Genomic DNA, 23,241 nt, shown 5'->3' on the forward strand with positions numbered 1-23,241 from the left:
GATCCATCTGCCCGCACGACGCGCCAGGGAAACAGCTTCATGGATCGAAGGGCCGAGCCCGACGCGTTCATTTTGCAGCGGCGATGCACTCGATCTCGATGTCGAACGGCAATGTCCACGGTCTGATCGCAGCCGACGTCCTGGCCGGCCAATCATCACCAAAAAATTCCCGGTAGACCGCATTGACGTCGCCCATGAATGCAGGATCGGTCACATAGATCGTCGCCTTGACGACATCCGAGAGCGAGGATCCGGCGTATTCCAGCGCGATCTTGAGGGCGTTGAGCGAGGCGCGTGTCTGTTGCTCGATAGAGCCCGTCACGATCTCGCCGGTCAGGTCATCGATCGGCGGCATCCCGCAGGTGAAGAGGAGATCGCCCATGCGCACAATCGCCGAGGTCGGCGCTCCAAGCCTGCGGATTGCGTCCGATATGACCGGAACCTCGATAACGTGTTTCATGGATCAGTGCCCTCAGTAGTGAACCCGGCCGCAAGTCAGCCAGGCCGTATACGACATTGGGCTTCACCCCGGCAAGGAGCCGGAGGGTCATCGCAGGCCCGCCACCTTCGATGCCGACGCGACGATCAATTGATCGCAACAAAGGTACATGTCCGGAGCAATCGACTAGTCCAGCGTGATGCCTCCGTCAGCATTCTTCGCAACGGCAAGTCCGGAAGCCTCATCGGGTGCCGGGATCTTGAGCTGGACCTCAGCTCCGCTGTAACCCGGAGCGACGGCCGCAAGGGAGAACACAATTCGGATAAGATTGTAGGACAAGCGAACCCTCGCAGCTGGGACGGCACGCGCCCAAGCTTACAATCGACCTTAAGGCAGCCTTAAGGATAGCGGGTCAGCGAAGTCGAGGAGGTTCCCAATGCGCGTTCTCGTGGTTGAAGACGATACGGTATTGCTCGACGGCCTGACGGTCGGCCTCGGGTTGCATGGATTGACGGCTGATGGCGTTGCCTCCTGCGGCGATGCCCGCGCGGCGCTTGCCACAGCCGAGTTCGACGCCATCATCCTCGACCTGATGCTGCCCGACGGATCGGGCCTCGATATCCTGCGCGAGCTTCGCCAGCGTCGGGATGCCACCCCGGTGCTTCTGCTCACGGCCCGAGACACGGTAGCGGACCGGATCGACGGCCTCGATAGCGGGGCAGACGACTATCTCGGCAAGCCGTTCGATCTCGACGAGGTCGCCGCCCGCCTGCGGGCCATCTCGCGTCGCGCTGGCGGGCGGGCGACGCCGACCTTGTCCTGGAACGGGATCGAGCTCGATCCGGGGCGCCGCACCGTCGAGGTCGATGGCAAGCCCGTGAGTTTGTCCCGGCGTGAATTTTCGATTCTCGAGGCGCTGATGAGCCATTCCGGCATCGTCCTGTCCAAAGACCAGCTTGCCGAGCGCCTCTATGGTTGGCAGGAGGATGTGGAGAGCAACACCGTCGAGGTCCACATCCATCACCTCCGCGACAAGATCGGCCGCGACACCATCGAGACGGTGCGCGGCCTCGGCTACCGCCTCCGGAGCGTCTGACGTGAACTCGATCCGCGCCCGCCTTTTCATCATTCTGATTTCGGCCACGAGCCTGATCTGGCTCTCGGCGGTGGGTTGGATCTACGTCGATACCAAACGCCAGCTGGAACATGTTCTCGACACACGCCTGATGGAGGCCGCCCGGATGGTCGGCTCGCTGGTCGCAAGCGGTGATATATCGCTCGCAAGCCGGGCCGACGCTCCGGCCGTGTCGGTTCCCATGCCGATTGTGGCCCATCAGGGCTACGAGCGTCAGCTGTCGTGCCAGATCTGGTCGTTCGATGGCCGTCTGATCGGCCGCTCCAGCGGCGCGCCCGAGGCGGAGCTCTCGCATCAGACCAGCGGATTCTCCGATCAGGAGGTTGGCGGAGAACCATGGCGCGTCTATGCGGTCGCCGACAGTGACAAGGGCATTCGGGTGCTCGTCGGCGACAGGCTCGGCTTACGGGATCGCCTTGTGACGGATCTCGTGCGTGGCCTGTTGCTGCCCGCGGCTTTGATCGTTCCGGTCCTGGCGTTCCTCATCTGGGCCAGCGTCGGGCGTGGACTGCACCCTCTGCGCCGCCTGACGCAGAGCCTCAAGGCGCGAGGGCCTGAGGATCTGAGCCCAGTGAGCGTCGGCAATCCGCCCTCGGAGATCCGACCGGCCGTTGAGGCCCTGAACAGCCTCTTGGGCAAGGTCGTGGCGGCGCGCGAGCATGAGCGCAGCTTTACGGCCTTTGCCGCGCACGAGCTCCGGACGCCTCTCGCCGGTCTTCGAACGCAGGTTCAGGTGGCGCTTGCGGCGCGGGATCCGGAAGTACGACAGGGAGCTCTGCAGCAGACGCTTGTGGCCGTTGATCGCACCAGCCGCCTTGTTCGCCAGCTCCTGGCCATGTCGGCCCTCGATGCTACGGCAGATGATGGGAAGGTAGAGAGCATCCCGGTCGGGTGTGCCGTCTCGGACATCACGACGGATCTCGGAACGGGCAAGGCCGGCATCACCGTAGAGGTCGATCCAGCCCTTGACCGCATGAACATTCCCATGAATCGCGAGCTGTTCCATCTTGTCGTGCGCAACCTTCATGAAAACGCGGTGCAGCACTCGCCGGAAGGCGGCCTCGTGCGATGGCGTCTCGACACAAGGGCGACGCCGCCGGTCATCGTCGTCGAAGACGAAGGGTGCGGGATTCCGGAGGACGAGATCGGCCTTGTGACGAACCGGTTCTTCCGAGGACGCAATCGCAGCGCTGTCGGCAGCGGGCTGGGACTCGCCATCGTCGACGCCGCGCTCCAGCGCGCAGGAGCCGCCTTCGTGCTGCGCAACCGCCAAGACCGCTCCGGCGTGCAGGCAGGATTCACGGTGCCCTCGCAGAGCCACGAACGCATCAGGGGACCTGAAAGAACGTCTCCTGACGGCGATCGGCCATCAGGACATCCTCAACCTGAAGAAAGAGAGGCCTGAGCGTCACGTCCTCCTCTTGCTCCGAAGCCAACGTTCCGCCGGTGTCGCCAGCATCGTCGTCAGAACCACGATGGCCGCGCCGAGGCACAGCGCCAACGACGGCACTTCACCGAAGTAGAGCCAACCTGCCAGTCCCGAGAAGACGATCGACAGATATCCGATCGGAGCCAGCAGCCGCGCCTCCTGCTTCTGGTAAGCCTGAAGCCAGCAATATTGCCCCAACTGCGCCAGGACGCCGACCAGGATGATGTTCGGCGCCTCGGTCCAGGGGATCGGCACCCACACGATAGCTGCGGGGATCGACGTCAGCACGGTCAGGCCAACCGTGTAGAAGAGCATGAGCACGACGGTGTTTTCGCCGGCGAGGCGCCTCGTTTGAACAACCGCGAGAGATCCGAAGAAGACCGATCCGAAAGCCGCGACCAGTCCCATGTTCCAAGGGATCGCATCCGGCTGAACCATGATGACGACGCCAAGAAAGCCGATGGCCGTGAAGACATAACGTGTTCTGCTCACACTCTCCCCAAGCATGAGGGCGGCCATGCCCAGGAGCACGAGCGGCCGGGTGAACCCGATCGCGGTCACCAGCGCGAGGGGCAGCGCCGCGAAAGCGGCGAAGTTGAATGTCAGCGCGATGGAATTGAATCCGACCCGTGTGAGATGGCCGCGGATGTTCGACAGATTCGTCAGCTTGGCGCGGTGACGCCATATCAGCGGCGCGACCGCGATGAACCCGACAAGTGAGCGTAGAAAGACGAGTTGGACGGCTGGATAGGTTTCACCTTCGGCCTTGACGATGGCCTGCATGGTCGTGACCAGCGCCATGTCGAGCAACAGCCACCCCGCGCTCCGCCACAGTGGGATCGGAGGCGATGATGGGTCGGGTTCAGGGGGAGCCGCCATGTCCTCTCACGGGTCGTCATGCAGGCTGAGTCAGATTCGCAAGCAGCCGGAAGGCGCCGGGAACCAGCCTGTCCAGCTGATGGTGCAGCACGAGCGCCACATGGGTATGGCGCCCCCGCCCGATGCGGGCCGAAATGAGCGACCCCTTGAGAGGCGTTTCTCCCGGATCATTGAGAGCGAGAAGCTCTTCATAGGACGTGTCGTATTCTGCCGCGAAGTAGAGCCCCCTCTCCTTGTCCCAGCCCTGCCAGTCATCCGCCTCGATCCGGTTCGGATATGTCAGCAAGGGATTGTTCGGATTCAGAACCGTCACTGGAGCTGAAGGATCGGTCACGCGCCAGCGGAGCGATGGCGAACCGATGACGAGGCGGCGCGGCGGCGTATGATCGGGATCCCAACCGTCCGTCGGGCGGTGGTAGAGGGTCACCAGGTGCCCGCCCTCCTCCACGAAGCGATGAAGGCGCCCGCTCGCGGCCTGGAGGTCCCGCCGAAGTCCGAACGCAAAGATGCCGATGACGATGGTCGTAAACTCGGAAAGAGAGCCCGCTGTCAGATCGGCTTGTGTGAGATCCGTCACGTCAAGGCCGAGGCGACGCATATGGATGCCGACATTGTCGCTTCCGCCTCCCACGTATCCGATCCGTGCACCGGCCGGAAGAGCGACATCGAGCGTCAGGACTTTGACCTCCGCCGGAGCAACGAAGGCGGAAGGCCGGATGTGAGGATAGGCAACCGTCTGAACTCGACTCGCCGGTCTGCCATCCACGATCGGAATGAGCCTTGCGATCCCGGCGATCGCGCGTTGCGGCGGATCGATGATCCAGTCGTTGTCATCCGCTCGAACGGTCCAGCCGTCCGGCGTCCGCCATTCCGTGGGACGAGCCCCCATGGCTTGGACCCGAATACCGGATGGGCGAGCTCCAGCCCTGATGACAGCCATGTCCGGATCGAAAGACAAGGACTGCAAGGGGCCGATCCTCAGCGGCTCCTCGGGGTCCAGATCGACCCTGATGGTGCGTCCGTCGATATCGCCCGAGACGACGGCTCCCGCCGCGCCATTGCCTCCCATGGGATCGAAGGCTTCAGGGTAATTGCTCGTATGAGATGCCGAAGCCGAAACCGCGAGCGCGTATTCGACATGCGCCATCTCTTCGCTCCTCCCGATCACGTCCATTCCTTCGGGAAGACGGGGTGAGACCGCAAGGTTCGCAAGATCAGGGGCGTCGATGCGGATGTCGAAGGCCATCCGTGCTCCCGGATGGCCTGCGCCCTTGAAGACTGCACGTGCCGAACGCGCGTGGACCGCAAAAAGGACGGCATCGATCTCCCGCAGCTTGCGGTCGAGACGATGTCCCATTCGGTCCGCGATCTCCCGATCCAGGTCGCTTTTGGCTGTTTCGATCAGGCGCGCCGCCCGAGCGAGCGCTCCGCCGATCCGCGTACGTTCCGGGAATGCGGCGATGCCCGCATCGATGTCCTCCTGCGCGTCCCGCAGAGCATCAGCCGCAGCGCGTGACAGTCCCGGCGCTGCGGCAAGGTCGGCAAGGGTTGCAGGCAAGTGATCGCGAATGTCGCGTTCAGACTTCGGCGCATGACCGGACCGAAGCTTCAAATGAAGGCTCCACCGATCGGTCGGGTTGTCGCGCCACACGCCCATGCCCTGGGACGCATGCGCGGCCCGGGACCACTCGCCGAGCTGCCGGTAGGCCAGACCGGTGACATCGTCGCCCCCGGCAACCTGGATGTCGAGCGTCGCGGGTGGTGGCGGCACTTCATCATCGTACGCATAGCCCGCACCTGACCACGCCGGGAGATAGAATTTGCACACCTGCCAGGGCAGAAGACCCAGTTTCGCGTGTTCCGGGAAGGCCGACGGGTCGGCGGCCAAGGCCCATGCCGTTTCGGCTGCCCGCGTCATGGCCCGGTGGTGGCCATGCTGTCCCGGCACATCCAGGAAGGTTGGGATGACGATATCCGGCCGGTACTGCCGATAAGCCCGGACAAGCCGCTCGACGATGCGTTCCTCGCCCCATCGCTTGAGCGTATCGTCTCCGTTCTTGGAGAAGCCGAAATCATGAACCGGATCCTCCGGTCCGTGGCCGAGCCATGCCACGTCGGCATCCATGCGGCGGGCGGCCTCCTCCATTTCGGCAGTTCTCAGCACGCCCAAGGCGGCTGCCCGCTCCGGCCCGAGGGCATTCTGGCCACCCTCCCCCCTTGTGGAACAGGCCACGACGATGCGCATGCCGTAAGCAAACCTCAAGGCTGCCAGCATGCCGTTGATCTCGTCGTCCGGATGCGCCCCTGTATTCATGACCGTGACGGTGGACCGCAATCGGCTCAAAGCGCGATGCAGGCGGACAAGCGCCGGTTGATGGACAGCACGCGCAAGACGATCGTGGTCACTCAGCACGAGAGGCCTCCTCGTTCGATTGCTCCCGGTGAGCTGCCTGAGCCGTGTCGAGCCGGGGCGTCATTGTTTCCAGGAGCGGCAAGGCAGCTGCGCCGAGCGCGGCCGTGAACCGGCCTGTCCGCCCCTGAACCAGGCGTGCATCGCTCCGGTTCCTGCGACGCGCGACCGACAGGGGGAGCGGCTGCATGGCCTGAATGAGATCCTCCAGCAGACTCGGCGGAAGAGCACCGCCGATCACGACCGCCTCTGGATCGAAGAGGTTTTCCAGCATGGCGATCTGCGGCGCGAGATACCCGGCAGCCTCCTGGATCCACGCACCGACGACAGGGTGCCTGTCACGATGAAGCTGCTCCAGGCGCGCATAATCGATCCCCTGGAGCCCGGCTGCCTTCAGCCGTTCGGTCAGGGCGTGGATGGAGGCATAGGCCTCGAGACATCCGTGCTGGCCGCACGAGCAGAGGCGCCCGCCTTTCTCGACGAGCACATGCCCGATCTCGCCCGCATTGCCGTTGGCTCCCCGGTACGGGCGGCCATCGATCATGATCCCCAGCCCCAGGCCCTGGCCGAAGAAAATCAGGCCAAAATTCTTCAGGTCCTTGGCGGCTCCGTGAAGCCGCTCGCCGACGGCCGCGGCGGTGGCATCGTTCTCAAGGGTAATGGGCGATCCCAGCACTTGCCCGATCCCGCTCACGGCATCGAAGTCCAGCCATCCCGACAAGGTCGTCGGCCCAACGGATGTCATGCCCTCGACATTGAACGGGCCCGGCATGACGACCCCGACCCCGAGAAGCTGCGGGACGGGAGGCTTCAGTTGCGCCCGAGCCGCCTCGATTTCAGCCTTGATGATGGGGAGCACCGCATCGGGATCGTTCCGTTGGATCGGCAGGGTCCGCTGAGCGCGAACGCAACCGCCGAGATCGACCAGAAGAGTGGAGATATGATCCGCGGCGATTTCAACGCCTGCGGTCATGGCGCCGTTCGGATTGACCGCGAACTGGATCGGCGGGAGGCCACGGCCTGCCCGAAGCCGACCGGTCTTGATGAGAAGGCCGTCCGCGACAAGATCCTCGACGATGTTCGAGACCGCCTGCGTGCTCAGATGCGCATGGCGCGAGATCTCCATCCGCCCGACGGGACCTAGCTGACGCACGACATCCAACACCACGCGGCGATTATGAGAGCGGTTGCGCTCCGGATTGCTTCCGATCGTCGACGACGAACCGGTGCTGGATTTTCTCGGCATCTCCGACACTCCACCATATTACGATGACGCGCCGAAAAGAATAACTCAAGTGAATTATGTTATTGACAGGCCGCCGGCACTTGGGTGAGCCTGAACACGGGGACGGTCCTGAACCGCCACCGGTGAAAAGTCGGCGCTTAGCGCCGGGCAATAATGGAGAGGGATATGCGTTTTCGTCATCTGCTCGCGAGCGTCGCTATGGGCTGCGCCACCCTGACGGCGTTCGGCGCCAAGGCTGTCGAGATCGAATACTGGCAGTACGTGTTTGACACTCGCGTCAAAGCGATGAACCAGCTGATCACCAAGTTCCAGGAGGCGAACCCGGACATCAAGGTCAAGCAGACCACCTTCCCCTACGCGGACTACCAGACGAAAGTCGCGGCCGCGATCCTGGCTGGTCAGGGGCCGGACGTGGTGCAGCTCTTCTATGGGTGGACCGACAATTTCATCGCGGGCAAGATGATCCGTCCCCTGCGCGCGGAAGCTTTCCCGGCTGCTGATATTGAGCGCGACTTCTTCCCGATCGTAAGCGCGATGAAGCGTGGAAACGACTATTACGGCCTGCCGACGGCGGTGCGCTCGCTGGCGCTGTTCTACAACAAGAAGGCTTTCAAGGACGCGGGCCTCGATCCCAACAATCCGCCCAAGACGCTCGACGAGCTCGTCGCCGCGGCCGAGAAAACCACCAAGCGCGATGGCAGCGGCAACATCGTTTCCGCCGGCATGACGCTCGACATGGCCGGACAGGACCATCAATGGTGGCGCGAAGTGCTGATCCGTCAGTTCGACGGCGCTCCCTATACGGATAACGATACCAAGGTCACCTATAACGACGAGGCCGGCCTGAAGGCCCTGACCTTCTACACGGATCTCCAGCAGAAGCATAAGGTCGGCCAGGTCGGCTTCATGGACGAAGGACAGGCGGCCTTCAGGGCTGGCCTTGCCGCCATGACCATCGACGGCACCTTCCGTCTAGGCTCCTTCAACACGATCAAGGGCTTCGAATGGGGCGTGACCGAGCTGCCTGCCAACGCTCAGGGCCTGCGCAGCAACTATGCCAGCTATTTCGCCAACGCGATCACCACGAAGGCGGAGGGCGAGAAACTCGCAGCGGCCGAGAAGTTCCTCGCCTATGTCTCCTCGCCCGAAGCCATGAAGATCTGGATGGAAGTGGTTGGTGAACTACCGGCTCGCCGTGCGGCAGCTCTCACGCCCGAGAACACCGCTCACCCGATCTATGGTCCCTTCCTCAAGGGTCTCGAATATGCTCATACGACCATGTTCAAAGACGAGGCGGCCCAACGGCAGGTGGCCATCGACATGGTCAATCGCGTCCTGATCGGCGGCGAGGATCCAAAGGCCTCGCTCACCAAGGCAGCCCAGGACGAACAGGCGATCATCGACCGCGCCAAGCGCTAAGACGAAATCCGCGAGGATCGAACCAATGTCCGTTGTCGCACATCGGGAGGCCGCCCAAGGCGGCCTCTGGTCGAGGATGAGCCTCGGCCAGAAACACGTGATATGGGCGTGGGGCTTCCTCGCGGTTCCACTGATCTTCTATGCGGTGATCCGCTTCTGGCCGACCTTCCAGGCATTCTACCTGTCGGTCACGGACTGGAGCATCACGCGGCCAGCCACCTTTGTCGGGCTTGAGAACTACAGGAGGCTGTTTGGGGATCTCCTTTTCTGGCAGGTGTTCCGAAACACCTTCATGTATCTGATCCTGGGCACGCCGATCAGCCTGCTGATCTCGTTCGTCGTGGCTTATTATCTCGACCGCGTGCGCTTCATGCATTCGTTTATTCGCGCGCTGTATTTCCTGCCGTTCCTGACGACGGCGGCAGCGATGGCGTGGGTCTGGCGCTGGTTCTATCAGCCGGTTCCCATCGGCGTAATCAACGACATCCTTTCGAGCTTCGGCATTGCTCAGCAGCCGTTCCTGCGCTCGACTACACAGGCGCTGCCTGCCGTTCTGGCTCCCGCGGTCTGGGCGGGCCTCGGCTTCCAGATCATCATCTTTCTCGCCGGTTTGCGGGCCATCCCTGTTACCTATTACGAAGCTGCGCGCATTGATGGACTTTCGGAGGGCGCGATCCTCCGCAAGATTACCCTTCCGCTGCTCAAGCCGACTCTGGTTTTCCTCGTCGTGTTCTCGTCGATCGGCTTCCTGCGCATCTTCGACCAGGTCTACAACATCAATACGAACGATCCCGGCGGACCTTTGAATTCGACCAAGCCCCTCGTGCTGATGATCTATCAGACGGCATTCAGCTCCTATGAGATGGGCTATGCAGCGGCTCAGACGGTCGTCCTGTTCCTGATCCTGCTCGTCATCTCCCTCGTCCAACTGCGCCTCATGAGAGATCGCTGATGACAAATGCCGCATCTCCTCAAGGACTGACCATGCCGCGGATGAGGCCCGGCCGGATCGTCGCATGGACGCTCCTGTTCATCGGCGGCGTCATCATGGTGACGCCCCTCCTGTTCATGCTGTCGACGTCTCTCAAGGACGCCTCACAGGTTTATGACCTGCGCGTGATTCCAGCCACGCCGACGCTCGACAACTATATCGAGATTCTCGGCGACGGGCGCTTCACACGGTGGTTCGTCAATTCGATGGTCGTGGCAGTGATCGTCACGCTTTCGAATGTCTTCTTCGACAGTTTGGTCGGCTATACGCTGGCCAAGTTCCGCTTCAGGGGCCGATATGTCGTCTTCATCGCGATCCTGTCCACCTTGATGATCCCAACGGAGATGCTGGTTCTGCCCTGGTATCTCATGGCGAGCCAGTTCGGTTGGCTGGACAGCTATTGGGGCATCATGTTCCCGGGCATGATGACCGCCTTCGGCACCTTCCTGATGAAGCAGTTTTTCGAAGGCGTTCCGAACGACTTCCTGGAGGCCGCGCGGATCGACGGGCTTAACGAGTTCACCATCTGGTGGAAAATCGCCATGCCGCTCGTCACCCCTGCCCTGTCGGCGCTTGCGATCTTTACCTTCCTAGGCAACTGGACGGCTTTCTTCTGGCCACTCATCGTAACCACGAGCGCCGACCTCTACACGCTGCCTGTCGGCCTCTCCAGCTTCGCGGTCGAGCAGTCGATCCAGTGGGAAAAGATCATGACGGGCGCGAGCATCGCGACCCTTCCGACACTCGTCATCTTCCTGTTCCTTCAACGCTACATCGTCCGAGGCGTGATGCTGGCCGGACTTAAAGGCTAAAAGTCGATGACCGCAGACACTTTCAAAGATACCTCCATTTTCCCGGATTCGGTCTACAAGGAGACCGTTCTTCGCCCGCTCTTCGATGGAGCGAAGAACCATCACGTAGCGGGGTTTCGCGCTATCGATCGGGCCCATCTCGTCATGTTGCACGAGACCGGGATCTTGACGATCGAGCAGGCTCGCCCCATTGCCCAGGCTCTCGAGGCCATCGACCGTGACGTCGACGTCAGCACGCTTACCTACACTGGTGAAGTCGAGGATTTCTTCTTCCTGATCGAGAAGGAGCTCCGCACCCGCCTGGGGCCGGATCTTGCGGGGCGCCTTCACACGGCGCGGTCACGCAACGATATCGACCACACCTTGTTCAAAATCGGTCTGAAAGCTCGGATCGATCTTCTGCTGGGACGTTTGGTCCACTTGGCCGAGACCCTGGCGTCAGTCGCAGAGCGGGAAAGCAAGACCCTGATCGTAGCCTACACCCATGGTCAGCCGGCACAGCCAACCGTCTTCGGCCATTATCTGTCGGCTGTTCTTGAGACTCTGCTGCGTGATATTGCCCGGCTCGAGGCAACCCGCGATATCGTCGATCGCAGCCCCATGGGAGCAGCAGCTATCACCACAAGCGGTTTTCCCATCGATCGCGAGCTGATGGCTTCCCTGCTCGGTTTCAGCCGTCCCTTGCAGAATTCCTATGGATGCATCGCATCCATCGACTACATCACCTCGACCTATTCCGCGATCGAACTGATCTTCCTGCATCTCGGCAGGTTCATACAGGATCTGCAGTTCTGGACGAGCTTTGAGGTCGGCCAAGTCTACGTCCCCAACGCCTTCGTGCAGATCAGCTCGATCATGCCACAGAAGCGCAACCCCGTCCCCATCGAGCATATGCGGCACTTGGCGTCTCAGACCGTCGGGCGTGCGCAGGCCATGCTCACCATCATGCACAACACGCCCTTCACGGACATGAACGACAGCGAGGGCGAAAGCCAAGGCTTCGGTTATGGCGCCTTCGAGAGCGGCGGACGCGTCATCGACTTGCTGACGGCTCTTGTCCCGGCTCTGTGCATCAACTCGGATCGGGTACGCCACAACATCCGCCGCAGCTGCATCACAGTCACCGAACTCGCCGACAGCTTGGTTCGCAGGGAGGGATTGTCCTTCCGCGAAGCGCATGAGATCGCGGCCGAAGTCTCGCGTGCGGTCGTTGCGATTGAGGGTGAGATCGCGGCTGATGGCTACAAGGCTTTTCAGGAGGCCTTCGAACGCTGTACGGGGCACCAGACGACAATCGATACAGCCCAATTCGCCGAGATCGTCTCGCCGGAGCACTTTGTCGCCGTTCGCGACCGGCTCGGCGGTCCTGCTCCAAGGGCGTTGTCTGACGCAATTGCCGGATATCGCGACGACATCGGCAATATCCGCGAACGGATGCAGGACTCTCGGAAGCGAGAAGAGATGTCCGCCCAGGATCTTCAGGCTCGCTTCAACTCACTTCTCGGAGATCGCTAATGGCGACCATTGAAATTGATCGCCTCGTCAAGCGTTATGGGCAGACAACGGTCGTCCATGGGATCGATCTGTCGATCCGGGACGGCGAATTCGTCGTTCTGGTCGGCCCTTCGGGGTGTGGCAAGTCCACGACATTGCGGATGATCGCGGGACTTGAAGAAATCAGCGGCGGCGCGATCCGGATCGACGGACGCGTCGTCAACGACCTACAGCCGAAAGACAGGAACATCGCCATGGTGTTCCAGAACTACGCCATCTATCCGCACATGACCGTGGCCGATAACATTGCCTTCGGCCTCTATCGCTCCAAATTGTCGAAAAGCGAGAAGCGTCAACGGGTCGAGCAAGTCGCTGCGACGCTCGGCCTGTCTCAACTTCTGGAGCGCCGCCCCTCGGCACTTTCGGGCGGCCAGCGACAGCGCGTCGCGATTGGCCGGGCGATGGTCCGGGATCCAGCCGCGTTTCTGTTCGACGAACCGCTCTCCAATCTCGACGCCCAGCTGCGTACGCAAATGCGTATCGAGATCAAGCGGCTCCATCACCGGCTTGGCACCACGTCGGTCTTCGTTACCCACGATCAAGTTGAGGCCATGACCATGGCCGACAGAATCGTGGTGATGCGCGACGGGCGGATTCTTCAGGTCGGCACGCCCTTGGAACTCTATGACAAGCCGGTTGACGTCTTTACCGCACGCTTCATCGGCAGCCCGACCATGAACCTGCTGCCGGCCTCCCTGAGGGACGGCGGAGCGGATCTTCCGACCGGCGGCTCGGTTCAGGTCCCGTATTCGTCGGCAACGACTTCCGAGATTCTGGTCGGAATCCGCCCGCAGGACCTCGTTCCAACTGTTTCAGGCTCGCTGGGTCTGACAGTGTCGGGCACGGTTGCCGTGGTGGAGACCCTGGGGTCTGAAACCCTCGTCCATATCGAAAGCGCGGGACAGACCGTCATCGGCTCCGCACCGGGCCGGCAAATCCCCCAGATCGGCGAGCGTCTGACCCTCCATGCTCCAGCGGAGAGGCTCTATTATTTCGACAAGATCACAGAGAAAGCGCTGGCAGCCCAATGAGCGGAAGGCCTTCCGAGCGCAGCAAGGTCGTATGCCTTGGGCGGATCTATTGCGACATCATCTTTACAGGCCTGCATGAGATGCCGGTGCTCGGCCAGGAGAGATTTGCACAGGACGTGACAATTGCGGCTGGCGGCGGCGCCTATATCACGGCGGCTCACCTCGCTTCTCTCGGCCGTCCGGCAGCGCTTCTCACCCGCCTGGGAAACGACCCTTTGTCGCACGGACTCGGCGCGGAGCTCGAGGCAAGCGGGATTGACCTGTCGTTCGTCGAGCGGTCGGACGATGCAGGCCCGCAGCCTACCGTCGCTCTCGTCAAAGATGGTGAAAGAGCTTTCGTGTCCCGACGTGCGGGCGGGTCCCGACCGTCGACATTGGAGCAGGCCCTCTCGGCTTATGATGTTGCCCATTTGCACATCGCGGAATTCGCCACGCTCAAGGACAATCCGGATGTGATTGCCTTGGCGCGACGCTCAGGTCTGACGGTCTCGCTCGATCCGAGTTGGGACGATGGCCTGATCCGCCAGGGCACGGACTTCTTCGAGGTTTGCGCAGGCGTCGATGTCTTTCTCCCCAACGTCGAAGAAGGAAAAGCACTGACCGGCGAAAGCTCGGCGGAAGCTATCTTGGGCAGATTGCGAGAGAAATTTCCTCTGGTCGTGCTGAAGCGTGGCGAGCACGGCGCAATGGCCTCATACGGTGAGAGTTGCGTTTCGGCTGAGGCCATTCCCGTCGACGTCGTCGATACCACGGGGGCCGGCGATGCGTTCAACGCCGGCTTCCTGCATTCCTGGCTCAGAACCTCGGATCTGAAGACAAGTCTGGCGGCTGGTATCGAATCGGGTGCGCTCTCCGTCCAGTCAGCAGGTGGAGCTCCATCGCACCGGTCCTGATGCGGTAAGCGATGGCGCTTTTCCCTTTGCTGCCCGGAATGTAGTGGTCATACGGGAGGGGGCGTGACTATCGCTCCTATTCCACGATCGGCTTGCCTGACAGGTTGGAAGAACCCTCACACCCGAGCCGCTGAGGCGGCCTGCCGCAACGGCTCGGATTTCGCAAGATCGAGTCCGCAGAACAAGGCTCAAGCCGCCGTAAGGATCTCGTCGGCAGGCCCGAAGAACTCATAGTGGATGCGGTTCGACCGAACCCCGGCTAGAGCTAACCCTCCGACGAAGGCCCGCAGGAAGGGTCGCGGTCCACACAGGTAGTATCCCGCCTCATCCAGCGGCGTATTCGCCCGCAACCAGTCCACCGTGATCAGACCTTCGTGATCGTAGTCGTTCCCAAGCCGATCCTCCGGCCGCGGCTCCACGTAGAAGGTCGTCGCCCGGATTTTGGAATGGGTCTCTGTGAGGGCCTGCACGCGATCCTTCATGGCATGGGTAGAGCCGTTCAGTGTGCCGTGTACATAATAAACGGTTTTGCTGGGGTGACGGGCTGCAATGGTTTCCAGCATGCTCATCATCGGCGTCAGCCCGACGCCGCCGCTCAGCAGGACGAGAGGCCGAGGCGACTCCTCATTCAGGAAGAACTCGCCTGCAGGCGGTGCGACCTTCAACACCTGCCCCACTTGGGCGTGATCGTGTAGCCAATTCGACGCGATTCCCTGCGGCTCGCGTTTGACAGAAATACGGTAGGTCTCGTCGTTCGGCGCGCTCGAGATGCTGTAATTGCGCTTGAGCGGGTGCTGTCCCGGAATCTCAAGCCAGAATGTAAGATATTGGCCTGGTTGATGACGCAGGATCGGCTTGCCATCCTTGGGCCGCAGCACGAAGGAGGAGATGATCTCGCTCTCCTTCTGCTTGCTCTCGATGCGGAAGTCGCGCCAGCCGTTCCATCCGCCGGGGCTGGATGCAAGACTGCCGTAGATCGCCTTCTCACGTCCGATCAGCACATGGGCTAGGAACCAGTAGGCCTCGCCCCATGCGGCTAGGATTTCGTCGGTTGCGACATCCCCCAGGACATCTTTGATCGCTCCGAGCAGCGCTTCGGCCACATAAGGGTAATGCTTAGGTAGGATATTGAGCCCGACATGCTTCTGTGCGATGCGCTCAACGGCCGGCGCGAGAGCGCCGAGGCTATCGATGTTCTGCGCATAGGCCAGGATGGCACTCGCAAGCGCCTTCGGCTGAGAGCCGGTCTCTCCGTGGTGGGATTGGTTGAAGAGATCACGGATGGCCTCGTTCTGGAACATGCGGTCGTACATCCGCAACGTGATCGCCAATCCATGCTCTTGGAGTACAGGCACAGTCGCCTTCACCAGATGAATGCTCATATCACTCAATGTCTTCGTCATAGTATCACCTTTGCTGACTGGAAAATGATAAGCGGTCTGACCAGCGGTGCGTCAGAGCGGCCTCCGGACTGGAAAACTGCAATTCGGAGATCTGACCGTCCCTGCCTCGGAAGGAAAACTGCCACCAGAGCACGATGACCTCGGATCAGTTCCTGGAAGGTCCTAACGAGAACGGCCCGAGGCAGGCTGCACCGGACGTGATGAAGATGACTGGATCATGGCAATGACGCTCTGGAGCTTCGATCATTCGCCCTTTTCTACCTGCTCAGGCGACGTTGCGATTGACCGTGAGGCGCCTGCATTCGGACAGAGCCGAGTCGCTTAGGAAAGCGGTGCCGCTCTCACGGAATCGTATATCCAAACTATTTGGTTCGAGGGCAGAATTCAGGCATTCCCAGACGGCTACGCTATCATCCGCAGGGATGAGATTGGCATGTTCGAGCATCGTCAAACCCGGCTGATACCGGTTCCATCAGAACCTGCTTTGTGTTTCGCTTTGGGATGAGCGTTACCGTAGGCGCTCTAGGCACTGTACTCCGGGAATGCCCTTAAGGGATCGATTCAGCGACAAGCGGCGGTATCGGCTCCGGCAGATCCGACCGGTTTTTGTACGTCAGGCAGGATCACCTGAGCCAGCAGCTGCCGGCGTGGCCACATCAAAGCACAAGGCTGCGCAGGGTATGCGATCGACCTTCCACCGAACGCACGATCCGCTTACGTAAGTCTCAAAACAGAGAAGCTGGGATGGGCGTCCCAGCCCGCCACAACGAGCCCATGAAATTGGCAACTCCCATCATCGCAGGCGCACGCGCCAGGACGTGAGGGAGCGAGCATCGACGACCTAGCTCGTGCTGGTCTGATGGAAGGCTTTCGGGAGAGCAACTGGCCACGTTTGAGCGTCGTGGCCAGAAGTTCCGAAAGAATGTCTATTTCGCTGTCATCTTGATCGAGATGTCGAGGAACTCGTTCGTGAAGGCGGCGGATGCCTCAAAGGGCTGTTCCAGACCGAAATAGGTCTTGACCATTTCAAGGTCATTTTTCACCCGCTGGCTATCGAAGGCGCCCAGGGCGACCGATGTCGTCGTCTGGTCGCGCATCAGTTCCTTGATCCGGTTCCATTGGTCGCGCTGATTGGCCTCATCGAGACCGCTGACGTTCGCCATCAGGGCCTTCAGGCAGGGCGTGATATCCTGCACGCAGGCCGCGAAGGCCTTCTGGCTTATCTGAGTGAAGGCCTTGACCACTTCACGGTTCTTCTCGAGGTAGTCGGCATTGACGATAATCGAATTCCCGTAAGGATTGATGCCGATGTCGCGCCACGCGAGGAAGCCGAGATCTTCACCGAACTCACGTGCTTTAAGGTCGTGTTCGTTGTAGAAATCGCTGGTGATATCGATGGCCCGGCTCTTGAGTGACGGAACCTTTGCCTGCGGGCTCACATTGACGAAACTCACCGAACCCGGATCGATCCCTACCTGCTTGGCGAAGGCAGGCCACATGATGCGGGACGCATCACCGGGAGGGTTCCCGATCTTCTTGCCGGGAAAATCCTTGGGGCCGCTGATGCCGCTGCTCTTGAGCCAATAGAAGCCCTGGGGAGAGTTGGCGTAAACCGTCATGACGGCAACGAGCTTGGCGCCTTTTCCACGAGCGAGGAGCGAGGTCGCGAGATCGGAGATGCCGATTTCGGACGTACCGGCCCCGACGCGCTGGGCCGATACGCCCGATCCTTTTCCGGTTTCGATGGTCAGGTCGATATTGGCCGCGTCATACCAGCCCTGCGCCTTGGCGTAATAGTAGGGGGCATGGTCGGCGGTCGGCACCCAATTGAGCACCAGATTGACCTTCTCTTTGGCGAAGGCGCTTACCGGGGTCAGGAGCGCGGCTGTCAGAAAAGCGGACGCGAGTTTCATCATGTTGTGTATCCCTCTAGGCCTCCGGCTTGTCTTGGCGCCGAAGCTGTAAAAAAGACTAGCCTTTGCAGCCAACCTAGATCAACTATCAATTAACTGGTTGGTTGATACCTACATAGAGGGCCCCATGGCCGATACGATGAACCCTTTGGGAGAAGCTGCCGGACGAGCCGGCAAGCGCGATCCTCAAGCCACTCGGCAAGCCCTGTTGACGGCGGCGATTGCCGAGTTCGCGGCGAAGGGGCCGGCAGGTGCCCGGGTAGACGAAATCGCACGTCGCGCCGGCGTCAACAAACAATTGGTATATCACTACTTCGGCAACAAAGATGATCTGTTTCGGGCTGCGCTCGAAGAGGTCTATGGCCGGATTCGCGCTCGTGAGCGCGCGCTGAATTTGACCGACCTTCCCCCTATCAGGGCAATGGAAAGTCTCGTCGGATTCTCCTTCGACTATTTGGCGGAGCACCCGGAATTCATCGCCCTCCTCAATGATGAGAATCGCTATGGAGCTACGCACCTGGACGGCTTCCGGGAGGTTCAGGCCATGCATTTGCCCCTGGTAGAACTTATTCGAGACACGCTCCACCGGGGAGTCCGTGAGGGCGTGTTTCGGGACGATATCGACCCCATCAACCTCTATATTTCCATCGCCGGCCTGTCGTATTTCTTCTTCTCCAACAACCGAACCTTATCGGCGATCTTCGGCACGAATCTCGGCAATTCCAAAGCCGTCGCGGTTCGGCGTCGGCATGTGATCGAATTCGCGCTCGGCGCCCTCCGCCCTCTGCAACCATAGTCGCAGACTATCAACCAACCAGATAGTTGATAAGCATTCTGGTGTGAGCTAGGCTTCTTTCACGTGATGAAAACGGGAGAGGCTTCTCATGACGAGCGGCGTCCAAACTGCTACGGTCCGCGCCGGACCGGCTTCCAGTGGGGGAACCTCGCCAGTGAGCCGGAGATGGCTGGCCATCGCCGCCGTCCATATCGGGATGATCGTTCTCTGGCAGCTGCTCGTCACCGTCTTCCCAATTCCCTCTTTTGTTCTTCCTGCCCCGACGACGATCGTCGCCTCATTGTGGAAGCCCAATTACAGTTGGCTTGAGAATACGCTCGTCACCGCAGCCGAGATCTTCGGAGGCTATGCTTTCTCGGTGATCTTCGGCGTCGCGCTTGCACTCCTGTTCTCCTGGTCGCGCATCATGACTCTGTTGGTGTTCCCTCTGCTGGTGACACTCAACATGATCCCGAAAGTGGCCCTTGGACCTTTGGTGATCGTCTGGTTCAGCTATGGCATCAGCACGAATATCCTGATCACCTTCACACTCTGCTTCTTCCCGATCCTGCTCACCACTGTGCGCGGGCTCAACGAGGTGGAGCCTGACATCCTCGATCTTGTCCGATCCCTCAAAGGTTCGCGCTGGCAGGCCTTCCGGTATATCCAGCTTCCGGGCTCCCTGCCCTACATCTTTTCCGGCATGAAAGTTGCGGCCATCCTGGCCGTTGCGGGCGCCGTCGTTGGTGAATTCATCGCCTCGGAGCGTGGTCTTGGCTATCTGATGATCCAGGTCCAGGCCTCGCTCGACACCCCCGCCATGTTCATGGCCGTCGTTCTGCTCACTCTCCTCGGCATCGCGCTGTACCTCGTCGTCATGCTGATGGAGCATCTGTGGGTTCCCAAAGACGCGAGGATGACATGACTGCTTGGCTCGAAGACGGCTCCTGGCCCACAGGGTTCGACACAACCGAAGATGTCGACGCGTTCATGTCGCGGCCGACGCGGGCGCTCGCAGCCGATCTGGCGGCCATCGACGGCGACATCATGATCCTCGGCGTCGGCGGCAAGATGGGCCCTACCCTTGCGCGTCTTGCTCGTAATGCTGCACCCGGCAAGCGCGTGATTGGCGTAGCACGCTTCAGCGAAGCGGGCCTTCGCGACAGCCTTGAAGCCAACGGCATCGAGACTATCGCCTGCGACCTCACGGATCGGGCCGCAATCGAAGCCTTGCCGAAGGCCCGCAACGTGATCTTCATGGCAGGGAGGAAATTCGGCGCACAAGGAAACCAGGCACTCACCTGGGCCATGAACGTGCACGTGCCTGGGCTCGTAGCCGAAGCATTCCGCGGTTCCCGCATCGTGGCCTTCTCGACCGCCTGTGTCTATCCATTCGTGGAGATCGGGAGTCAGGGGGCGACGGAAGACAGCATTCTGAACCCGCCGGGCGAATATGCTTTCTCCTGCATCGGCCGCGAGCGGATCTTTGAGCATTTTTCTCAGCTCTACAAAACGCCCGGCCGGCTGTTTCGTCTGAGTTATGCCATTGATGTCCGCTATGGAGTCCTGTTCGACGTCGCACAAAAGGTGCGCGACAATGAGCCCGTGGACGTCACCATGGGTCACGTGAACGTCATCTGGCAGGGTGACGCCAACACCCAGGCCTTGCGCTGCTTGCGTCATGCAACGGATCCGACGAGCCCCATCAACGTTTCAGGACCAGAAACCACGTCCATCCGCTGGCTCGCCAAGGCATTTGGCGAGCGCCTGGGCAAGACACCCCAGGTCGTCGGCCAGGAGGCTCCAACCGCGTGGCTTGTGAATACGGCCCAAGCGTCGGGTCTGTTCGGATATCCCTCCGTGCCGATTGAACGCATGATCGACTGGGTTGCGGACTGGGTCGCCCGTGACCGCCCCAGCCTCGGTAAGCCGACGCATTTCGAGACGCGCGATGGCGCCTACTGAGGTTGTCCGGCCCCAACCCGTCGATGCGAGCCTGATGAAGGGCTGCATGGCGCTGTCAACGGAAGCCGGCTGGAACCAGCTCCCTGACGACTGGTCGCTTTTCATCCAGCATGGCAAGGTCTTTGCCGTTCGGGAAGATGGGCAACCCGTCGCCACGGGGGCCACCATGTCCTATCCCGGCGGTTTTGCATGGATCGGCATGGTTCTGGTCGCCTCTTCCCATCGGCGGCGGGGCCTCGGTACGCGTATCCTCGAGACGTGCATGGAAGAGGTTCGAGGCAGAGGCTTGGTCCCTGTCCTCGATGCGACGCCCGCAGGGGAAGCAGTGTATCGGCCCCTCGGTTTTGAACCCCAGTTCGGCTTGTCGCGCTGGCAGGGTCAAGGCGGCGCTAAGAAGAGCATCCGCAGCGGGGTTCGGCCGCTGCAGGAGGAGGATCTCCCGGCTCTCGTCGCGTTCGATGCCGTGGCCTTCGGAGCCAAGCGTCCGTTCCTGCTCGAAAGTCTGTTCCGGAGAGCGCCCCAGCTTGCGCTCGCTGCTGACGATGGTGCGGGTTTCGTGCTGGCTCGTCCGGGCCGTATAGCGACACAACTGGGCCCTATCATCGCGAAGTGCGAGGCACAGGCAAGCGAGCTTCTGGAGGCCGCACTCGATCGTGTGGACGGCTCCGTGTTCATTGACGTTGCCGATTCCCACACGCTTCTGAATCGTACGTTGAGAAAGCGCGGCTTTACGATCCAACGGCCCTTCCTGCGCATGGCGCAGAAATGCCCCACTCCCTTCGGCGATCCTGGGCGGCTCTTCACCGCTGTCGGACCCGAATTCGGCTAATCACCCTACCCGCTGAGAGGACGACCCGCATGGCCCTGGACTATTCCCATCTTCCGCCGGATATTCTCAGCATGATCCGCAGGGGTGTCGCAATCCCGGCACACCCTCTGGCGCTCGATTCCGAGCGCCGCTTCGACCGCCGCAGACAGCGGGCACTGACCCGCTACTATGTCGACGCGGGTGTCGGCGGTCTTGCGGTGGGGGTGCACACGACCCAGTTCGCCATTCGCGAGATTGGTCTCTACGAACCGGTTCTCGCCGCGGCCGTGGAAGACAGCAAGGCGTGGACGGATCGGCCCTTGGTGATGGTGGCCGGAATCTGCGGCAAGACCGAACAAGCCGTTGCCGAGGCACAGACTGCGGTTCGTCTCGGCTATCACGCAGGGCTTTTGAGCCTCTCGGCACTCAAGGGAGCTGGCACCGACGAGATCATTGCCCACTGCCGTCGCGTGGCCGAGGAAATCCCCCTTGTCGGCTTTTATTTGCAGCCGGCCGTCGGCGGCATGTCCCTCGACGCCAGTTTCTGGGAGCGCTTCGCCGCCATCGAGAATATCATTGCCATCAAGGTCGCGCCGTTCAACCGCTACCGGACCCAGGATGTGGTGCGTGGTGTAGTGGCTGCAAGAGCCGAAGAGCGCGTGACGCTCTACACCGGTAACGACGACCACATCGTGCTTGATCTCGTCACACCTTTCTCCGTCATGCGTGACGGCAAGCCCGTCACCGTTCGCTTCAAAGGTGGCCTCCTCGGCCATTGGTCGGTCTGGACCCGGAATGCAGTCCGCATGTTGGATCAGCTTCATCAGGCCGTTTCTGCCGGTGCGCTCTCGCCGGAAATCCTCGCGCTGGACTCACGCGTCACGGATTGCAACTCCGCACTCTTCGACGTGGCTCATGACTTCCACGGCTGCATCGCAGGATGTCATGAGATCCTCCGCCGCCAGGGCCTGCTCGAAGGAACCTGGTGCATTGATCCCCACGAGGGCCTGAGTCCTGGACAGGCGGAAGAGATCGATCGGGTCAGCCGTGAGCACGCAGACCTGTCGGACGACGCGTTCGTAGCAGAGAACCTGCAACGGTGGCTGGCATAATGAGTACGGTTGCATCGCCCCAAGCACCCGTCGTCTCCAAGGCGGATCCCATGATCCGGCTGCGTAACGTACGCAAGATCTATCGTACTGGCGGACGAGAATTCGTCGCGGTGTCGGACGTGACGATGGACATTGCGGAAGGAGACATGGTCTCCCTCGTCGGCCCGAGCGGATGCGGCAAGAGCACCCTCCTCAAGATTCTTGCCGGCCTTCACGATGCAGATGAGGGCGAAGTGACGATCGGCGGGAACTCTTCCAGCTTCACGCCCGGGCGTGACGTCGGCATGGTCTTCCAGCAGGCACTTCTGTTGAAGTGGAGGACGATTCTGGAGAACGTTATCCTGCCAGCGGAAATCCTCGGTCTCCCCCAGCGGGAGGCGAAAGAGCGTGCTCGCGACCTGCTCAACATGGTCGGCCTGCAGGGATTTGAGAGCAAGTACCCCTATGAGCTGTCAGGCGGCATGCAGCAGCGCGCCTCGATCGCCCGAGCCCTGGTTCACGATCCAAAGCTCGTTCTGATGGACGAGCCTTTCGGGGCGCTCGACGCTCTGACGCGTGAGAAGATGAATCTGGAAATGCTGCGGATCTGGCAGCAAAGCTCCAAAACGATCGTCTTCGTGACACACTCGATTCAGGAGGCGGTATTCCTGGGCTCCCGCTGCGCGGTTCTGACAGCAGGCCCGGCCCGTATGGCGGACTATTTCGACGTCCAGCTACCGTCCCCGCGGACGCTCGACGTCAAGACGACCGAGCAATTCGGCACCTATACAAAGCGAATTTATCACCTTCTCGGGATGGATTAGCGGTTTGAGCAATTCGAGGTTTGTCTGACAGGGTTGGCTCACACTGGTGGTAGGGAGCCAGCCCCATTCTGCGTCGGCCAAACCCCGATTTTCAGCCGAGCTCGACTTTGAAGGCGGCGTTGGTTTTGGCTCTGATCTCGTCGAGAGTGACGCCCTCGGCGAGCTCGATCAGGCGCATGCCGGTGCCGCCCTTCTTGTCGATGGCAAACACCCCCAGATCCGTG

Annotated in this window: 20 protein-coding genes and 1 pseudogene; 14 read left to right on the forward strand and 7 right to left on the reverse strand. The window is 61.2% G+C overall.

Annotated elements, in window-relative coordinates; all coding sequences use genetic code 11:
- Positions 1-67: 67 nt before the first annotated feature.
- Positions 68-460 carry a RidA family protein gene (locus ACS5Q0_RS21155; protein WP_473128630.1) on the reverse strand — a complete coding sequence of 131 codons (393 nt, stop codon included), beginning with the start codon at positions 458-460 and terminating at the stop codon, positions 68-70.
- Positions 461-875: 415 nt separating this feature from the next.
- On the opposite strand from ACS5Q0_RS21155, the gene ACS5Q0_RS21160 reads away from it, so the two are divergent.
- Positions 876-1,535 (forward strand): winged helix-turn-helix domain-containing protein, encoded by a 660-nt coding sequence (locus tag ACS5Q0_RS21160; RefSeq protein ID WP_473128631.1) that lies wholly within the window; start codon positions 876-878, stop codon positions 1,533-1,535.
- A 1-nt stretch (position 1,536) separates the two neighbouring features.
- Positions 1,537-2,979: an ATP-binding protein gene (locus ACS5Q0_RS21165; RefSeq protein ID WP_473128632.1), complete on the forward strand. Its 1,443-nt coding sequence runs from the start codon at positions 1,537-1,539 to the stop codon at positions 2,977-2,979.
- A gap of 3 nt (positions 2,980-2,982) precedes the next feature.
- Here ACS5Q0_RS21165 and ACS5Q0_RS21170 read toward each other — a convergent pair whose 3' ends face one another.
- From ACS5Q0_RS21170 to ACS5Q0_RS21180, 3 genes are read right to left on the reverse strand one after another with little or no spacing between them, the layout of a single operon-like run.
- Positions 2,983-3,882 (reverse strand): DMT family transporter, encoded by a 900-nt coding sequence (locus ACS5Q0_RS21170; protein ID WP_473128633.1) that lies wholly within the window; start codon positions 3,880-3,882, stop codon positions 2,983-2,985.
- Between the two features lie 16 nt (positions 3,883-3,898).
- A complete protein-coding gene (locus tag ACS5Q0_RS21175; RefSeq protein WP_473128634.1) occupies positions 3,899-6,295 on the reverse strand; it encodes a PIG-L family deacetylase in 2,397 nt (798 codons plus the stop codon).
- Complete coding sequence (locus tag ACS5Q0_RS21180; protein ID WP_473128635.1) at positions 6,285-7,538, reverse strand: ROK family transcriptional regulator; 1,254 nt, start codon at positions 7,536-7,538, stop codon at positions 6,285-6,287. Before ACS5Q0_RS21180 ends, ACS5Q0_RS21175 begins: the two co-directional genes overlap by 11 nt.
- Positions 7,539-7,691: 153 nt before the next feature.
- Between ACS5Q0_RS21180 and ACS5Q0_RS21185 the strand changes: the two genes are divergently transcribed.
- The 6 genes from ACS5Q0_RS21185 to ACS5Q0_RS21210 all read left to right on the forward strand — a co-directional run bounded on the left by ACS5Q0_RS21185 (position 7,692) and on the right by ACS5Q0_RS21210 (position 14,238).
- Positions 7,692-8,957 carry an extracellular solute-binding protein gene (locus ACS5Q0_RS21185; protein WP_473128636.1) on the forward strand — a complete coding sequence of 422 codons (1,266 nt, stop codon included), beginning with the start codon at positions 7,692-7,694 and terminating at the stop codon, positions 8,955-8,957.
- Between the two features lie 76 nt (positions 8,958-9,033).
- Positions 9,034-9,909, forward strand: a complete 876-nt coding sequence (locus ACS5Q0_RS21190) for a carbohydrate ABC transporter permease (RefSeq protein WP_473128650.1) — start codon at positions 9,034-9,036, stop codon at positions 9,907-9,909.
- Positions 9,909-10,760 (forward strand): carbohydrate ABC transporter permease, encoded by an 852-nt coding sequence (locus ACS5Q0_RS21195; RefSeq protein WP_473128637.1) that lies wholly within the window; start codon positions 9,909-9,911, stop codon positions 10,758-10,760. Before ACS5Q0_RS21190 ends, ACS5Q0_RS21195 begins: the two co-directional genes overlap by 1 nt.
- Before the next feature lie 6 nt (positions 10,761-10,766).
- The gene (gene argH, locus ACS5Q0_RS21200; RefSeq protein ID WP_473128638.1) at positions 10,767-12,275 is read left to right on the forward strand and encodes an argininosuccinate lyase; all 1,509 of its coding nucleotides are present in this window, start codon (positions 10,767-10,769) and stop codon (positions 12,273-12,275) included.
- Positions 12,275-13,345: an ABC transporter ATP-binding protein gene (locus tag ACS5Q0_RS21205; RefSeq protein WP_473128639.1), complete on the forward strand. Its 1,071-nt coding sequence runs from the start codon at positions 12,275-12,277 to the stop codon at positions 13,343-13,345. Before argH ends, ACS5Q0_RS21205 begins: the two co-directional genes overlap by 1 nt.
- Complete coding sequence (locus ACS5Q0_RS21210) at positions 13,342-14,238, forward strand: carbohydrate kinase family protein (RefSeq protein ID WP_473128640.1); 897 nt, start codon at positions 13,342-13,344, stop codon at positions 14,236-14,238. Before ACS5Q0_RS21205 ends, ACS5Q0_RS21210 begins: the two co-directional genes overlap by 4 nt.
- Positions 14,239-14,426: 188 nt before the next feature.
- Here ACS5Q0_RS21210 and hmpA read toward each other — a convergent pair whose 3' ends face one another.
- Both hmpA and ACS5Q0_RS21220 read right to left on the reverse strand, forming a co-directional pair.
- Positions 14,427-15,641 carry an NO-inducible flavohemoprotein gene (gene hmpA, locus ACS5Q0_RS21215; RefSeq protein ID WP_473128641.1) on the reverse strand — a complete coding sequence of 405 codons (1,215 nt, stop codon included), beginning with the start codon at positions 15,639-15,641 and terminating at the stop codon, positions 14,427-14,429.
- Positions 15,642-16,567: 926 nt separating this feature from the next.
- Positions 16,568-17,557: an ABC transporter substrate-binding protein gene (locus tag ACS5Q0_RS21220; protein ID WP_473128642.1), complete on the reverse strand. Its 990-nt coding sequence runs from the start codon at positions 17,555-17,557 to the stop codon at positions 16,568-16,570.
- Positions 17,558-17,681: 124 nt separating this feature from the next.
- On the opposite strand from ACS5Q0_RS21220, the gene ACS5Q0_RS21225 reads away from it, so the two are divergent.
- From ACS5Q0_RS21225 to ACS5Q0_RS21250, 6 genes are all read left to right on the forward strand, one after another.
- A complete protein-coding gene (locus tag ACS5Q0_RS21225) occupies positions 17,682-18,350 on the forward strand; it encodes a TetR/AcrR family transcriptional regulator (RefSeq protein ID WP_473128643.1) in 669 nt (222 codons plus the stop codon).
- A gap of 88 nt (positions 18,351-18,438) precedes the next feature.
- Positions 18,439-19,254, forward strand: a complete 816-nt coding sequence (locus ACS5Q0_RS21230) for an ABC transporter permease (protein WP_473128644.1) — start codon at positions 18,439-18,441, stop codon at positions 19,252-19,254.
- Entirely contained in the window at positions 19,251-20,294 is a 1,044-nt protein-coding gene (locus ACS5Q0_RS21235; RefSeq protein ID WP_473128645.1) for an NAD-dependent epimerase/dehydratase family protein, read from the forward strand. The genes ACS5Q0_RS21230 and ACS5Q0_RS21235 overlap by 4 nt, the downstream gene beginning before the upstream one ends.
- Before the next feature lie 46 nt (positions 20,295-20,340).
- On the forward strand, positions 20,341-21,123 hold the full coding sequence (locus ACS5Q0_RS21240; RefSeq protein WP_473128646.1) for a GNAT family N-acetyltransferase: 783 nt from the start codon (positions 20,341-20,343) through the stop codon (positions 21,121-21,123).
- A 35-nt stretch (positions 21,124-21,158) separates the two neighbouring features.
- Positions 21,159-22,214: a dihydrodipicolinate synthase family protein gene (locus tag ACS5Q0_RS21245; RefSeq protein ID WP_473128651.1), complete on the forward strand. Its 1,056-nt coding sequence runs from the start codon at positions 21,159-21,161 to the stop codon at positions 22,212-22,214.
- Positions 22,214-23,017, forward strand: coding sequence for an ABC transporter ATP-binding protein (locus ACS5Q0_RS21250; protein ID WP_473128647.1), 804 nt, complete (start codon positions 22,214-22,216; stop codon positions 23,015-23,017). The genes ACS5Q0_RS21245 and ACS5Q0_RS21250 overlap by 1 nt, the downstream gene beginning before the upstream one ends.
- A 91-nt stretch (positions 23,018-23,108) precedes the next feature.
- On the opposite strand, the pseudogene ACS5Q0_RS21255 reads toward ACS5Q0_RS21250, so the two are convergent.
- Positions 23,109-23,241, reverse strand: a pseudogene (locus ACS5Q0_RS21255) (succinyl-CoA--3-ketoacid-CoA transferase); the annotation flags it as partial.

It is taken from the genome of Microvirga sp. HS2, from assembly GCF_055792805.1.

Coding starts and splice junctions, on each gene's coding strand:
- ACS5Q0_RS21185 (WP_473128636.1), top strand. CDS start 7,692: ATGGAGAGGGATATGCGTTTTCGTCATCTGCTCGCGAGCGTCGCTATG.
- ACS5Q0_RS21205 (WP_473128639.1), top strand. CDS start 12,275: ATGGCGACCATTGAAATTGATCGCCTCGTCAAGCGTTATGGGCAGACA.
- ACS5Q0_RS21155 (WP_473128630.1), bottom strand. CDS start 460: ATGAAACACGTTATCGAGGTTCCGGTCATATCGGACGCAATCCGCAGG.
- argH (WP_473128638.1), top strand. CDS start 10,767: ATGACCGCAGACACTTTCAAAGATACCTCCATTTTCCCGGATTCGGTC.
- ACS5Q0_RS21220 (WP_473128642.1), bottom strand. CDS start 17,557: ATGATGAAACTCGCGTCCGCTTTTCTGACAGCCGCGCTCCTGACCCCG.
- ACS5Q0_RS21170 (WP_473128633.1), bottom strand. CDS start 3,882: ATGGCGGCTCCCCCTGAACCCGACCCATCATCGCCTCCGATCCCACTG.
- ACS5Q0_RS21210 (WP_473128640.1), top strand. CDS start 13,342: ATGAGCGGAAGGCCTTCCGAGCGCAGCAAGGTCGTATGCCTTGGGCGG.
- ACS5Q0_RS21250 (WP_473128647.1), top strand. CDS start 22,214: ATGAGTACGGTTGCATCGCCCCAAGCACCCGTCGTCTCCAAGGCGGAT.
- ACS5Q0_RS21230 (WP_473128644.1), top strand. CDS start 18,439: ATGACGAGCGGCGTCCAAACTGCTACGGTCCGCGCCGGACCGGCTTCC.
- ACS5Q0_RS21240 (WP_473128646.1), top strand. CDS start 20,341: ATGGCGCTGTCAACGGAAGCCGGCTGGAACCAGCTCCCTGACGACTGG.
- ACS5Q0_RS21225 (WP_473128643.1), top strand. CDS start 17,682: ATGGCCGATACGATGAACCCTTTGGGAGAAGCTGCCGGACGAGCCGGC.
- ACS5Q0_RS21190 (WP_473128650.1), top strand. CDS start 9,034: ATGAGCCTCGGCCAGAAACACGTGATATGGGCGTGGGGCTTCCTCGCG.
- ACS5Q0_RS21180 (WP_473128635.1), bottom strand. CDS start 7,538: ATGCCGAGAAAATCCAGCACCGGTTCGTCGTCGACGATCGGAAGCAAT.
- ACS5Q0_RS21195 (WP_473128637.1), top strand. CDS start 9,909: ATGACAAATGCCGCATCTCCTCAAGGACTGACCATGCCGCGGATGAGG.
- hmpA (WP_473128641.1), bottom strand. CDS start 15,641: ATGACGAAGACATTGAGTGATATGAGCATTCATCTGGTGAAGGCGACT.
- ACS5Q0_RS21235 (WP_473128645.1), top strand. CDS start 19,251: ATGACTGCTTGGCTCGAAGACGGCTCCTGGCCCACAGGGTTCGACACA.
- ACS5Q0_RS21160 (WP_473128631.1), top strand. CDS start 876: ATGCGCGTTCTCGTGGTTGAAGACGATACGGTATTGCTCGACGGCCTG.